15 protein-coding genes are annotated in these 14,065 nt (G+C 36.7%); 8 read left to right on the forward strand and 7 right to left on the reverse strand.

Annotated elements, in window-relative coordinates:
- Positions 1–79 precede the first annotated feature (79 nt).
- From Q0X89_RS15215 to murI, 6 genes are all read left to right on the forward strand, one after another.
- On the forward strand, positions 80–766 hold the full coding sequence (locus Q0X89_RS15215) for a DUF6089 family protein (RefSeq protein ID WP_297695696.1): 687 nt from the start codon (positions 80–82) through the stop codon (positions 764–766).
- Between the two features lie 8 nt (positions 767–774).
- Positions 775–1,515 carry an isoprenyl transferase gene (locus tag Q0X89_RS15220; protein ID WP_297695698.1) on the forward strand — a complete coding sequence of 247 codons (741 nt, stop codon included), beginning with the start codon at positions 775–777 and terminating at the stop codon, positions 1,513–1,515.
- Positions 1,516–1,519: 4 nt separating this feature from the next.
- On the forward strand, positions 1,520–4,126 hold the full coding sequence (locus tag Q0X89_RS15225) for a POTRA domain-containing protein (RefSeq protein WP_297695701.1): 2,607 nt from the start codon (positions 1,520–1,522) through the stop codon (positions 4,124–4,126).
- A gap of 100 nt (positions 4,127–4,226) precedes the next feature.
- A complete protein-coding gene (locus Q0X89_RS15230) occupies positions 4,227–5,054 on the forward strand; it encodes an OmpH family outer membrane protein (RefSeq protein WP_297695849.1) in 828 nt (275 codons plus the stop codon).
- 48 nt (positions 5,055–5,102) lie between these two features.
- A complete protein-coding gene (locus tag Q0X89_RS15235; RefSeq protein ID WP_297695704.1) occupies positions 5,103–5,612 on the forward strand; it encodes an OmpH family outer membrane protein in 510 nt (169 codons plus the stop codon).
- 218 nt (positions 5,613–5,830) lie between these two features.
- Positions 5,831–6,619 carry a glutamate racemase gene (murI, locus tag Q0X89_RS15240; protein WP_297695706.1) on the forward strand — a complete coding sequence of 263 codons (789 nt, stop codon included), beginning with the start codon at positions 5,831–5,833 and terminating at the stop codon, positions 6,617–6,619.
- 74 nt (positions 6,620–6,693) lie between these two features.
- Here the strand turns inward: murI and Q0X89_RS15245 are convergent, their stop codons facing one another.
- Together Q0X89_RS15245 and Q0X89_RS15250 are read right to left on the reverse strand one after the other, a co-directional pair.
- A complete protein-coding gene (locus Q0X89_RS15245; protein ID WP_297695708.1) occupies positions 6,694–7,200 on the reverse strand; it encodes a dihydrofolate reductase in 507 nt (168 codons plus the stop codon).
- Positions 7,200–7,583, reverse strand: coding sequence for a 2TM domain-containing protein (locus Q0X89_RS15250; protein WP_297695710.1), 384 nt, complete (start codon positions 7,581–7,583; stop codon positions 7,200–7,202). Before Q0X89_RS15250 ends, Q0X89_RS15245 begins: the two co-directional genes overlap by 1 nt.
- A gap of 58 nt (positions 7,584–7,641) precedes the next feature.
- Between Q0X89_RS15250 and Q0X89_RS15255 the strand changes: the two genes are divergently transcribed.
- Both Q0X89_RS15255 and Q0X89_RS15260 read left to right on the forward strand, forming a co-directional pair.
- Positions 7,642–8,730, forward strand: a complete 1,089-nt coding sequence (locus Q0X89_RS15255; RefSeq protein ID WP_297695712.1) for an aminotransferase class V-fold PLP-dependent enzyme — start codon at positions 7,642–7,644, stop codon at positions 8,728–8,730.
- Positions 8,731–8,883: 153 nt separating this feature from the next.
- Positions 8,884–9,180 carry an isoamylase early set domain-containing protein gene (locus Q0X89_RS15260; protein WP_297695714.1) on the forward strand — a complete coding sequence of 99 codons (297 nt, stop codon included), beginning with the start codon at positions 8,884–8,886 and terminating at the stop codon, positions 9,178–9,180.
- 52 nt (positions 9,181–9,232) lie between these two features.
- Here the strand turns inward: Q0X89_RS15260 and Q0X89_RS15265 are convergent, their stop codons facing one another.
- From Q0X89_RS15265 to Q0X89_RS15285, 5 genes are all read right to left on the reverse strand, one after another.
- On the reverse strand, positions 9,233–9,514 hold the full coding sequence (locus Q0X89_RS15265) for a DUF427 domain-containing protein (RefSeq protein WP_297695716.1): 282 nt from the start codon (positions 9,512–9,514) through the stop codon (positions 9,233–9,235).
- Positions 9,515–9,516: 2 nt separating this feature from the next.
- Positions 9,517–10,485: an L-histidine N(alpha)-methyltransferase gene (gene egtD / locus Q0X89_RS15270; protein ID WP_297695718.1), complete on the reverse strand. Its 969-nt coding sequence runs from the start codon at positions 10,483–10,485 to the stop codon at positions 9,517–9,519.
- Positions 10,486–10,501: 16 nt separating this feature from the next.
- On the reverse strand, positions 10,502–11,596 hold the full coding sequence (locus tag Q0X89_RS15275; RefSeq protein ID WP_297695720.1) for an ergothioneine biosynthesis protein EgtB: 1,095 nt from the start codon (positions 11,594–11,596) through the stop codon (positions 10,502–10,504).
- A 58-nt stretch (positions 11,597–11,654) separates the two neighbouring features.
- The gene (locus Q0X89_RS15280; protein WP_297695722.1) at positions 11,655–12,479 is read right to left on the reverse strand and encodes a thymidylate synthase; all 825 of its coding nucleotides are present in this window, start codon (positions 12,477–12,479) and stop codon (positions 11,655–11,657) included.
- A gap of 112 nt (positions 12,480–12,591) precedes the next feature.
- Positions 12,592–14,055 carry a nucleoside transporter C-terminal domain-containing protein gene (locus tag Q0X89_RS15285; RefSeq protein WP_297695724.1) on the reverse strand — a complete coding sequence of 488 codons (1,464 nt, stop codon included), beginning with the start codon at positions 14,053–14,055 and terminating at the stop codon, positions 12,592–12,594.
- Positions 14,056–14,065: the final 10 nt, after the last annotated feature.

Below are 14,065 nucleotides of genomic sequence, written 5' to 3' on the forward strand. Positions count from 1 at the left end.
GTTTATCAAAAGTAAATAAGGGTATAAGATCATAGGTGTAACCTGCCATATTAATTATATTTGCAAACTTTTGAGTTTAATGAGAGCGTTTATTGTTGTTATTCTTTTACTTGGCTTTGGCTTAATAAATGCCCAAACTAATGAAATTGGGATTTATGCGGGAGGTGTCAATAATATTGGAGATGTTGGAAGAATGAACTATATAGCGCCTTCAGGCCCTGCTTTTGGGGGTATTTTTAAATGGAACAAAAGTAAGCGCTATGCCTGGAGGGCTAGCATTATATATGGAGAATTTACAGCAGATGATAGCAAATCAAGTATTTCTTCAAGAAGACAAAGAGCCTATACTATGGATAATTCCGTACTAGAGGTCTCTGCAGGTCTGGAATTTAATTTTGTTGAATATAATTTGCATAAATTAGGGCCCGCATTTACACCATATTTGTATACTGGGATTACTTATTTCAGATATGAGTACAAATATTTTGATGCAGGGCAAATACAGGATTTAGACCAAAAAGACGGTTCTTTTGCTATTCCTATGACCATTGGAGCAAAAGCAAGGTTAACACAGTTTTTAGTTATTGGGGCGGAAATAGGAGCTCGATTGACTTTTACTGACAATTTGGATGGCAGTAATCCTGAAGGATCTAATTTTGAACAATTTAGATTCGGAAATATTTTTAGTGATGATTGGTACGTTTTCTCAGGAATTACATTAACTTATACCTTTGGCAGAAAACCATGTTCCGATTGTTTTGAGTAACACTTATTATGAACACTATTGATGAAATAAAAAACGGGAAGCTTCCAAAGCATCTGGCTATTATAATGGACGGTAACGGCAGATGGGCTAAGCAAAAAGGGAGACTGCGTGTTTTTGGTCATGAACATGGTGTTAAGGCAGTGCGTGATGTTGCTGTAAATTGTTCTAAACTTGGAATCAAGTATCTTACCCTGTATGCATTTTCTACAGAAAACTGGAAGCGACCTAAGTTAGAAGTTGATACCCTAATGAAATTACTGGTATCTTCTTTAAAAAAAGAACTTCACACCCTCAACGAGAATAACATAAAATTGAATGCAATTGGCAATATTCAGTCTCTCCCTCCAAGGGCTTTGGCAGAACTTAAAGAAGTAATGGCCAGGACTAGTCAGAATAAAACAATGACGCTGACTCTTGCTTTAAGTTATGGTTCAAGAGAAGAGATTAAAAATGCAATTCAAAGCATTAGTGCCAAAGTTAAAAATAATATAATTTCTCCCGAAAATATTGATGAAACCATTATTAATAACCATCTTTACACGCGAAATTTACCAGACGTAGACTTGCTAATCCGCACCAGTGGTGAACACAGGATTAGCAATTTTTTACTTTGGCAGATAGCATACGCTGAATTATATTTTATTGATGTATTTTGGCCCGATTTTAAAGAGCATCATTTGTTAGAGGCTTTAGAGAATTATCAGCACAGAGAACGAAGATTTGGAAAAACTAGCGAACAACTCAACTAGCGATATGAACAAGTTCATATCACTTGAACTTCTGATTTTATTTTTACTACTCCTTTTTACTACTTTCAGTTCTGCCCAGGAAACGACCTATGGTAGTGGTAAAAAATATATACTCGGTGGGATTGAAGTTAAAGGCTTGCAAAGTTATAATGAGCAAACGGTGAAAACATTTACCGGACTCAGGGAAGGGCAGCCTATAACAGTGCCCGGGGATCAAATCAGCGCGGTAATCAAAAAGCTTTGGGATCTCGAATTGTTCAGTGATATTAATTTTTATATCTCAAACATTGAAGGTGACAAGGTTTATCTGGAACTTGATATCGTGGAAAGACCAACACTATCAAAGGTTACGGTTTATGGTATTAAGAAGAAAAAAATAGATGAAATAATAAAAGAAACAGACCTTAAAAAAGGCAAAAAGGTAACGGAGAGTTTTATTTCAAATACAAGAAACTATATTGAAAATAAATATAAGAAAGACGGTTATCTAAATGCCAAGGTTACAATTGCTACTGCTGTGGATACCTCAGACACAAATGCAGAGAGCATGGTAGTTAATATTAAGACCGGAGACAAAGTAAAGATTAAAAAAATTACCATTGAAGGAAACAAAATGCTTTCGGATAAACAGCTTCGCAAAGCACTTAAGAATACGAAGAAACAACAATTTGGAAGGGTTTGGAAGAAATCCAAATATATTGAAGCTGACTATAAGGAAGACCTCGCAGCAATGATCGATAAATATGCTGAGAAAGGGTATAGGGATGCCAGAGTGCTTTCAGATTCTATTTCTATACTCAATGACAGTAAAATAAATATAGACATTAAAGTAGAGGAGGGGAATAAGTACTACTTCGGGAATATAGATTTTGTTGGGAATTCAGTTTATACGGATCGTCAGTTAAATCAGGTTTTAGGGATTAAAAAAGGAGATACTTATAATGGCGTTCTTCTGAGGGAACGAATTGCCGATGATAGTAAGCCCGATGCAGAAGATATCACAAACCTGTATCAAAATAATGGCTATTTGTTTTCACAAATAAATCCGGTTGAAGTATCCGCCCAGAATGATACCATAAATTTTGAGATCAGGATTATTGAAGGAAAAGAAACTTTTTTAAATCATGTCTATGTTGAGGGGAATGACAAAACCAATGATCATGTAATATTCAGAGAATTAAGAACTCGTCCCGGACAGAAATATAGTAAAGACAACATTGTTCGAAGTGTAAGGGAATTAGGGCAGCTTGGCTTTTTTGATGCCGAACAAATAAAACCCGATATTTTAAACCCGGACCCCAATGCTGGTACGGTTGATTTAAAATACAGCCTTGTGGAGTCAGGATCCAGTCAGATAGAGTTGCAAGGAGGTTATGGTGGAGGTGGATTTATAGGCACCCTTGGTTTGTCTTTTAATAACTTTTCTATAAAAAACATCTTTAATGGTAAGGCCTATAAACCGGTCCCAATGGGAGATGGCCAAACATTTGCACTGCGTTTGCAAGCCAGTAGAACTTTTAGGGTTTATAGTCTGAACTTTTCAGAACCCTGGTTAGGGGGTAAAAAGCCAGTAAGGTTTAATATGTCGTTTTCCAGGACTCAGCAATTCTTGGCATCCTTTGATAATTCCGGTAGGATTCAGGTAAATAAAGATCAGCAATTTTCCATAACAGGCATTTCTGTTGGACTAGCCAAAAGATTGCAATGGCCGGATGACTTTTTTACAATATCTCATGCATTGGGATATCAATTTTATGATTTTCAGAACTACAATTCCGGTCTTTTTCAATTTGGTAATGGTTCATCTAATTCCCTCACCTATACTTTGGGATTATCAAGGAGTTCAGCAGGCCCGGGAAGAATTTTTCCGTTATCCGGGTCTATTTTTGAAGTTACTGCCAAGTTAACACCTCCTTATTCTCTCTTTAGCAATACGGATTATGCGGCATTACAGGAAAGGACTACCGAGCTTGGTTTAATCGGTCAGGAGCGTCCTTTGACACAGGATGAAATCCTGGAACTGGAGACAATTCAGCAGCAGAGGTTTGAATGGTTAGAGTATTTTAAAATAAAGTTTAAAGGAGATTGGTATACCCGTATAGTAGGTAAGCTAGTCTTGCGTACTAATGTTGAATTTGGGTTTCTGGGAAGTTATAACAGTGATCTGGGTAAGGTGCCTTTTGAACGTTTCTTTATGGGTGGAGATGGTCTTGCAGGTAATTTTACATTAGATGGAAGAGAGACCATACAATTAAGAGGATACGAGAATAACTCCATTACACCAATTGATCCCCTTACCGGGCAGCAAGAAGGTGGAATAGTATTTAATAAATATTCGCTGGAACTTCGATATCCATTAACATTAAAGCCTTCTGCATCTATTTATGCCCTATCTTTTTTAGAGGCAGGAAATAATTTCAACAATTTTCAGGAATATAATCCGTTTCTTTTAAAACGATCGGCCGGAGTGGGTGTCCGGATATTTATGCCGGCCTTTGGTTTATTGGGGATTGACTTTGGTTATGGTTTCGATGAAGATAGCCGTCCACAGTCTGCAGGCAGCGGTCCAAGCGGATGGCAAACGCACTTTATTATAGGACAACAGTTCTAACTAAGCAATTTTTCCAATAATACTTTAGGTTAATCCACTCATTTTAAAATAATTAGTAATTTTGGCACGATATTTTCTATGTAATAAAACGTATTAAATGATGAAGACAAAAGTTCTTTTAGTAATTGTTGGTTTGTTGCTTTGGTCTAACGCATTTTCGCAACGGGGCGTAAGAATTGGTTATGTGGATATGGAGTATATTCTTGAAAATGTAGAAGAATATCGTGATGCCAGCGAACAATTGGAAAACAAAGTTCAGCGGTGGAAAATTGAAGTAGAACAGAAGCAGAGTGAAGTGGATCAAATGAAGAAAGACTTGATGGCAGAAAAGGTTTTATTGACAAATGAACTAATACTAGAACGAGAAGAGGAAATTCAGATTTTGGAAAAGGAAATGATTGAATATCAGCAAAATCGATTTGGACCTAATGGGGATTTGGTTCTCCAAAGGAAAAGATTAATTCAGCCTATACAAGATCAGGTTTTTAATGAAGTACAAAAAATTGGATCAAATAAAAAGTACGATTTTATTTTTGATAAATCTGCGGATGTCGTAATGTTGTACTCCCAAAAAAGACATGATATAAGCGAATTGGTGTTAAGGGGTATAGCGAGGACCAGGAAAGTTAGTGCACCAAAAGCAAAGGCAAAGGCCAAAAGCCAGTTAGAAAACTTTGAAGGTGATCCGGAAGAAGAGGAAATTAGTGATGCTCTACGAGAAAGACAGGAAATGGCAAAGCAGGCAGAAGAGACAAGAATCAAAACTGCTGAGGAACGAAGGGCAGAACAACTAAGAATAAGGGAAGAGCGCAAGAAAGCTTATGAAGCAAGAAGAAAGAAATTATTAGAAGAGAGGGAAGCAAAGAAAAAAGAAAAAGAAGAACAAAGAAAAGAAATAATAGAAAACAAGGAAGACACTAAAAACTAAAATTCAAAATTTATTTTAATTAACACTCAAATAGTAAATATCAAAATCATGAAACAGTTTAAAAATGTAGCAATAGCCATAGTTTTATTAGTAGCCGCTACTAGTTTTGCACAAGCACAAAGCAAAATCGCCCATATCAATGTTACCGAATTATTAGGCGAGATGCCGGAAATGAAAGCCGCACAGGCAGAACTAAAAAAACTACAGGAAACTTACCGGGCAGATATCGAAAGTTCTATGACAGAGCTAAAGAATAAATATACCCAGTACTCTAACGAAGCTACTTCCAAATCTGAAGAAGAAAATCAAAAAAGAGCTCAGGAACTTCAGGGTTTTGAAAAAAACATTGGAGACGCACAACAGGCGGCACAACAAGAATTAGCCAAGAAACAAGCGGAATTGTTTGAACCCATTTCTATAAAGGCCAAAGCAGCTATAGAGAAAGTTGCTGCTGCTCAAGGCTATGATTATGTGATAGATGCCACTCAGGGTGGGGGCTTAATTGTTGCAAAAGGAAAAGATTTGTTAGCTGAAGTTAAACAGGAATTAGGATTTTAATTTTTCTAAAGTCAAATCATATAAAAACTGCCCTAAATGGGCAGTTTTTTTGTTTATATTTTTAAAGAGAACCAGACCGTCTTTCGTTCATAACTACTTGCGCCAGATTGTTGCCCCATGAATAACTGCTAGCATAATATCTTATTAAGAATTACAGGCTTGTTTTAGGAATGTATAACTTTGTTTTTAAGAATCATTTGTAGTAAACCACATTTTACATGAATGTAAAACCCATAGGTATTTTTGATTCGGGGGTAGGAGGTACCTCCATATGGAAAGAGATACATGCGCTAATGCCCCATGAGGATACTATTTATTTGGCAGATAGTAAAAATGCACCCTATGGTCAAAAAACCAGAGAAGAAATAATTAATTTGAGTGTAAAGAACACTGAACTTTTGTTGGCAAGAGGCTGCAAACTCATAGTAGTGGCCTGTAATACAGCTACAACAAATGCCATTTCGCATTTACGAGAAAATTATGGTGTTCCATTTATAGGCATTGAGCCCGCTATTAAACCTGCAGCCCTAAATTCGGGAACGGGAACAGTAGGAGTATTGGCAACAAAAGGAACTTTAAGTAGTAATCTCTTTTTAAAAACTTCAAAAGATCATGCTAGCGCGATAAAGATTGTAGAACGGGAAGGTGTTGGTCTTGTGCCACTAATTGAAGCTGGAAAAATAAATTCTACTGAGACCAGGCAATTATTGATCAGGTATATTACGCCTATGCTCGAAGCAAACATGGATCACATTGTTTTAGGATGTACGCATTACCCTTATTTAATACCGGTCTTAAGGGAAATACTCCCGCCTCATGTGAACATAATCGATTGCGGTGCGGCCGTAGCAAAGCAAACCCTGGCAGTTCTTAAAAAATTCAATCTCCAAAATCTCAAAAAGTCTTCTGGAAATGCACAGTTCTACACCAATACGGATATCGAGGTATTGACTTTATTTCTGGAAGATGTTGACAATACTAAACAAATTTCATATCTAAACTTTTAAAAAGCTTCTAACAAAATACGCCTAATCCTTGATAGGTAATATTGTCAATTGAAGGTCATAAATGGAAATTTCAGTCATTTCTTAGGGCTAATTCTTTGGTAAGTGAGATAGGTAAAGTCGTATTTATGTCTTTCATCAATTGGGTGATATTCCTCTTTGGCAAGTGCCCATATTTTTTCATCTATTTTCGGAAAATAGGTATCGGCGTCAAAAGACTCATTGATTCTTGTTACTTCTAAAATGTCTGCATAAGGCATCCCCAAATCATAGATTTCTCCTCCACCAATTATATAGGATTTGTCATCATCCTTGATCAATTTCAATGCTTCTTCTATGGAATGAACCACAATGCAGGAAGGCATAGCAGGATTGTAATTGGGGTCTCGGGTAATAATTATATGGGTGCGATTTGGAAGCGGTTTTGGAAAACTTTCAAACGTTTTTCTGCCCATAATAATTTTGTGCCCGGTTGTTAATTGTTTAAAACGTTTAAAATCATCCGGAAGGTGCCACAGCAGATCATTATCCTTACCCAGGGCATTATTTTTTCCTATGGCGGCAATCATAATAATTTTACCCACTAATCTTTTTTTTTATAATTAGCCATTGGAAAATCTGTTTCAATTTCCTTTTGGAGTTCCCTGATTCGCTGCCTTTGTTTTTCAACTAATTTTTCGCGTTGTTTACGTTCCCAATCAAGTCCCATAAATTTTTGAGTAACAAAGACATTTACCAAATGGACTACAAATAAGAATGCCCAAAATGTAATTGCCCATATGAACCAGTTATATTCTTCGCCATATTTCAAAATTTTATTGATCAATACAAGGAATATGCTCCCGACCAGAAAAAGTACAAAATGGACGTAAAGATTCTTTTTCTGTCTAATTCGTTTATGCGCATACTCCAGCTGTTCATGCTGTTCATTGTCTATACTTGGCTCACTTTTATTCTCGGATGACATCCTAATAGTTATCTTTAGATACAAAGATACAGCAAATCAAAAATTTCAATAACAATCAATGATGCAAAAATATAGAAAGTCATATCCTGTTCTTAGCCATACTATATATGCAAATACAGCGGCATATGGTCTATTAAGCGAGGAGCTTTTGGAGTGGCGCCAAAATCACGATTTGGATTATCTCATTGGAGGTAGTTCTATGAAAATTGATAGTTTGGGGCTTATAAGTGGGGCAAGAGTAATGGTTGGGGAATTTTTTAAGTGTAATAAGGATCTGGTTGCTTTGCTTCCAAATTTTTCTTTGGGACTAAATATCTTGCTTGAAGGATTAGGTAGTAAGGAACATATACTGCTGCTAGAAAATGATTATCCTTCAGTTAATTGGCCTTTTGAAAGTAGAGGTTTTCAAATTTCTTATGCTAAAATTGACGAAAATTTAGAAGAGAATATTATAGAAAAAGTTAAGACGGGTTCAGTATCGGTGCTTGCTCTTAGTCTGGTTCAATGGATAAACGGAATACGTGTAGAGCTTGACTTCCTGAAATCTTTGAAAGAAGAATTCCCACATCTTCTTATCATAGCAGACGGCACTCAATTTTGTGGGGCTTTTGATATTGATTTTGAGAACTCAGGCATTGACGTGCTAGGGGCAAGTGGCTATAAATGGCTTTTGGCAGGAACCGGTAACGGATTTATGCTATTCAAAGATTTGGCCAAAAGCAGATTCAAAATAAAAACCACAGGATTCAATTCCGCTAATGCTGTTCTCACTGCCAAGAATACAATACCTTTTAATAAGCATTTTGAGCCTGGGCATCTGGATAGTCTGAATATAGGAAGCCTGAAACGTGCGCTGGAGATACTGAAAGATATTGGAATGAAGGAAATCACAGCTCACAACGAGAATTTAAGTGCCAGGGCTATTAAGGGTTTTAGCGAATTAGGGTTATTAAATAATGAAGTTCTCCATAGGCACCAGCACAGCACCATTTTTAATATTAAGGGAAATGACCTGTTATTTAACCATTTAATGGAAGCAAATGTAGTCTGTTCAAGGCGTGGAAAAGGTATTCGGATTAGTTTTCACTATTACAATTCGTTTGAAGATATAGATTCTATTTTGGAGATCATTAGAAAAAAGTTGTAGGAATTACCTACTTGAAAAAAGAACCCCCCTCTTTTTACTAAAGTGAACTAAAAGACATTAATATTTTAAGAAATTAATAAATATGATATTATTCATTGTAAATGAGGGATTTAATGTATTATTTTTGCACCGTAATCACAAAAATTAATTATCATGTCAATCGCAAAACAATATTTAAAAACAAAACCAATTTGCAAGGTAACTTTTACAGTCCCTGCTGAGGATGCAAAAAAAGTTGCTGTAGTTGGAGATTTCAATAATTGGAATCCAAAAGGCAGCATGTTGAAAAAACTTAAAAACGGAACTTTTAAAGGAACGTTTGATTTGCCAAAAGAAAGTACTTACGAGTTTAGATATCTCGTAGATGGCAATTATGTTAATGAAACAGAGGCAGACCGTTACCAGTGGAATGACTTCGCTGGTTCAGAAAACGCTGTTTTAGAATTGTAATTAACAATCAGGTTTAACTAGACCGGGATGTTCAATGAACATCCCGGTTTTTTTATTCAACAATTTCTACTCCTTTCCAAAAGGCAACGGAACCTTTAATTTGTTTTGCAAGCTCGCTGATCTCAGGATAATACCAGGCGGCATCTTTGTTTTCCATGCCGTTAACTTCCAGGGTATAATATGAAGCTACACCTTTCCACGGGCATGTACTATGTGTAGTGCTGGGTTTGAAATATTCTTTTTTAATGCTTTCAGCTGGAAAGTAATGATTATTCTCAACAATAATTGTATTGTCACTCTCAGCAATAACGGTATTATTCCATATAGCTTTCATATCTATTTTTTTAAAATATAGTTTTTGTAAAATCTATTTTCGGCACTAAAAATTCTGCTTATCCGCAATCCAGCCTTATCAGCTAACCAAGAGACTACATTGTCGTCATATTTTTGTGAAATTTCAGTATGTATCGTTTCCCATGCTTCAAAAGACACGGTAAGATCAAGCCCGTTAATATGAACTTTCTGATTTTCCTTAGCAACCAAATAGCTTTTGGCGGTACCTGTTTCCGGGTCGTATACTTCCCAATGCAAGAATTTGTCGAGATCAAAATCAGCATCTAATTCATTGTTTATCCTGGCTAGCAAATTCTTATTAAATCTCTCGGTAATACCTGCATTATCATTATAGGCATTAAGGATGGTTTGTGGATCTTTTTTTTGATCAAAACCAATAAAGAAAATATCATCCTTATTCATAAGCTCTTGTATACTCGTTAAAAATTCTATGGCTTGAGGATGAAGCAAATTGCCAATATTTGAGCCAAGGAACATAATAACCTTTTTCTTGTTTTGCATTTTGCAGAGCTGTTCCAGTGTTTCAAAATAGGTTCCCTGTAATGATTTAACCTTTACAGATGGAAGTTCGTTATTTATAGACGACTCAAGTTCATTCAATGCATTCTCACTAATATCAATAGGGATATACTGAAAAGGAATCCCTTCTGAAGAAAGGTGCCTTAACAGAATCTTTGTTTTCTTTCCATCTCCTGCTCCCAGTTCAACAAGGTCGAATTCCTGTGCGTCTTTGAAAAATACACGGCATATTTCATCTTTAAACTTGTCTAGAATTTTATACTCGCTATTAGTCAGATAATATTCCGGCATATCCATTATTTCCTGAAACAGCTTATCCCCTTTTGCATCATAGAAATATTTTGAAGATAAATGTTTAGGAAAATCAGTAAGCCCGGTATAGACGTCTTTATGGAATTGAGACGTTGAAATTAAAGTAGTTTTTTCTTGCATGCTGCTTTTGTCGGAATTATTTGGCTAACCTTAATCCGGTATACTGCCATCTTAAATGAGGGTGAAAAAAATTACGGTATGTAGGGCGAGTATGGTTAGCTGGCGTGGCGAAAGATCCTCCACGCAGTACTTTCTGATTTACCATAAATTTGCCATTATACTCACCCAAGGCGCCATCTTCCTTTTGATATCCGGGGTAAGGCAGGTAGGCACTTTCCGTCCATTCCCATCTGTCACCCCACGGGAAATATTCCTGTGCTGCTTCCCACTCAAATTCAGTTGGCAAGCGATAGCCTTTCCATTGTGCAAAAGCAAAGGCCTCAAAATAGGAAAGATGAGTAATTGGAGTATTTCCATTAATTTTTTGTAGTCCTTCAAGGGTATAGCTAAACCATTCTCCATCAATTTCATGCCAGTAAAGAGGAGACGAAATCTGGTTTTTGCAAATCCAGTCCCAACCTTCAGCATGCCACAATTCAAATGAACTATAACCGCCATCATTCATGAATTCTAAATATTCGCTATTCGTAATAAGTTTATTTGAAATTTCGTAAGCCTGTAAGTAAACCTTATGCCTTCCCTGCTCATTATCAAAACAAAATGAATCCTGGTCGTGGCCAATTTCATATATGCCGGCGTCCATTGAAATCCAATCCTGCTGATGGCTTTCTTCTCTGTTTTCATTTATAGAATTTGTATAGGCAGGTAAAAGCGGATTATTTCCTAAGATGTATTTAATATCTGTTACCAGCAGTTCCTGATGCTGTTTTTCATGGTGTATACCAATTTCCAATAATTGTAACAGTTTCTTATCTCGTACTTTCTCTAAAAGTATTTTAATAGCGTTGGTGACATATTGTCTGTAGGCATATACTTTTTGCACGGAAGGTCTTGATAGATTGCCCCGGTCTGAACGGATGACTCTTTTCCTTACAGTTTCATGATAGCTGTTAAATACAAAGGAAAAATCCTCATCGAGATGCCATTTAGGTGGGGAAACATCTTCTACGGGCTGAACCACATAGTCCTCAATTTCCAGAGGAGAGCATATGGTTTCACTTTCTTTTCTGGTACTGAAGAATGTATCTAAGAGTGTTTCAGTAAGAAGCATAACACAATTTTTCCTTTAAATATAGGAATTTATGTGCGGAGATAAAAAGAGCAGTCAATTACACGGCTACCGTACCTTTAATATGCGGATACGGATCATAATACATCAATTTAAAATCCTCAAATTTAAAATCAAAGATGTTCTTGACTTCTGGATTTAGTTCCATTTTTGGCAATGGTCTGGGTTCTCTGCTTAGTTGTAACTCTATTTGCTCCAGGTGGTTGTTGTATATATGTGCATCACCAAAAGTATGGATAAATTCTCCGGGAGCATAGCCACATACCTGGGCCATCATCATAGTAAATAGAGCATATGAGGCAATATTAAATGGTACGCCTAAAAAGATATCTGCACTTCGTTGATATAACTGACATGATAATTTTCCATCAGAAACATAAAACTGGAAAAAAGCATGGCAGGGGGGTAAAGCTGCTTTTCCATCTGCCACATTTTGCGAAAATGATTTTGAAGTATCTGGCAATACACTGGGGTTCCATGCAGATACGAGCATTCTGCGGCTATCCGGATTTTCCTTCAAAGTTTTAATGACATCGGATATCTGGTCTATATGCTCGCCATTCCAATTGCGCCACTGATGACCATATACAGGCCCTAATTCACCATTTTCATCAGCCCATTCATTCCAGATCCTAACTCCGTTTTCCTGCAGGTAACTAACGTTAGTATCACCTTTTAAAAACCAAAGTAATTCATAAATAATAGATTTTAAATGCAATTTTTTGGTGGTTACCATAGGGAATCCTTCACTTAGGTCAAATCGCATTTGGTAGCCAAAGACGCTATAAGTTCCTGTACCGGTCCTGTCTGATTTTTGAGCGCCTGTTTCGAGAACATGCTTTAATAGATCATGGTATTGTTTCATAAAAAAAATATACTTTCGAAGACGAATTTAATGAAAGATAGATTGTATTGGATTTTGAGTTTTAAAAACTTATTAACCAGTCAGAATCTGCTAATAGCTTTTCAAAAGGGTCCTAACCTAAAATCAACCCTGCAATAGTGGCTGATAGCAAAGATGCCAGCGTCCCACCCAAGACGGCTCGCATACCAAATTCAGAGAGTGTTTTTCGCTGACCCGGGGCCAAGGACCCTATTCCGCCAATTTGAATGCCTATTGAAGCAAAATTTGCAAAACCACATAACATATAAGTACCCATTATTATAGATTTATTAAAGGAAAAATGGGTAGGGTTAAGGACATTTTTTAATTCAGCTAATTGAATATAGCCAACAAACTCACTGGCGGCCAATTTGATTCCCAATAATTGCCCCATAAGCATTATATCTGCTGTATTTACACCAATAAGCCACATTAATGGAGCAAAGACAGCCCCCAGAATTGCTTCAAGTGAAAAGGAATCGTAAACGGTGTTTGAAGAAATCCATTCATTTAGGGAAGTAAAGTCACCAAACCAACCTAAAATACCATTAATCATAGCTATAAAGGCAATAAAGACTAATAACATAGCACCCACATTTACAGCCAGTTTTAATCCTTCAGTAGTGCCGTTGGCAATAGCATCCAGTAGATTTGAGCCAATTTTTTCGTTAGATATCTGTATTTCTTTATTAATTGCCTCAGTTTGTGGATAGAGTATTTTAGATATTACAATTGCCCCGGGAGCAGCCATGACGGATGCTGCTAATAAGTGGCGTGCAAATTCTAATCGAAGTAACGGATCAGTGCCTCCCAGAAAACCGATATAAGCCGCCAAAACTCCTCCGGCAACAGTAGCCATCCCGCCGATCATGACTAAAAGGATTTCTGAACGGTTCATTTTTTCCAAATATGCCTTGATAAGCAAAGGTGCTTCAGTTTGTCCTAAAAATATATTACCCGCAACAGAAAGACCCTCAGCACCGGAAATACCTAACGTTTTTGTGAGCAACCAGGCTAGTGCTTTGACAATCTTTTGGATAATTCCCAAATAAAACAGAACAGAGGTGAGTGCAGAAAAGAAAATGATTGTAGGTAAAATCTGAAACGCAAAGACATACCCAATGTTTGGATTGTCTACATTTAATAGGTTGCCCAGCAAAAATTCACTTCCGGCAAGAGTATAATCAAGAATATTTACAAAAAACTGGCCGGCGGCTCTGAAAATAGTTTGAATAAAGGGAACCTTTAAGATCCCTATAGCCAGAATTAGTTGACCCCCAACGCCAATACCAACTGTTCTCCAATTAATTCCATTTCGGTTCGCACTAAAGATATAGGATATTAGGATTAGTACAAACATGCCTAAAGCACCTCTCCAAAGGGAGTTAAATGAGAATCCCTGATTAGGAGTTATAATGTCAGCAGTCTGGGTGGCAATGTCATTTATAGTGGTGGTATCTATTGTAATAGAAACAGAATCCGCTATCTGGTTTAGCTGAGCTTCTGCAGGAAATGAAAAAATTAATAAAAATAAAAGAATCCAAAACCTGAGGTTCATAGAAGAGATG

This window comes from uncultured Eudoraea sp. (assembly GCF_947258525.1).
GTDB lineage: Bacteria > Bacteroidota > Bacteroidia > Flavobacteriales > Flavobacteriaceae > Eudoraea.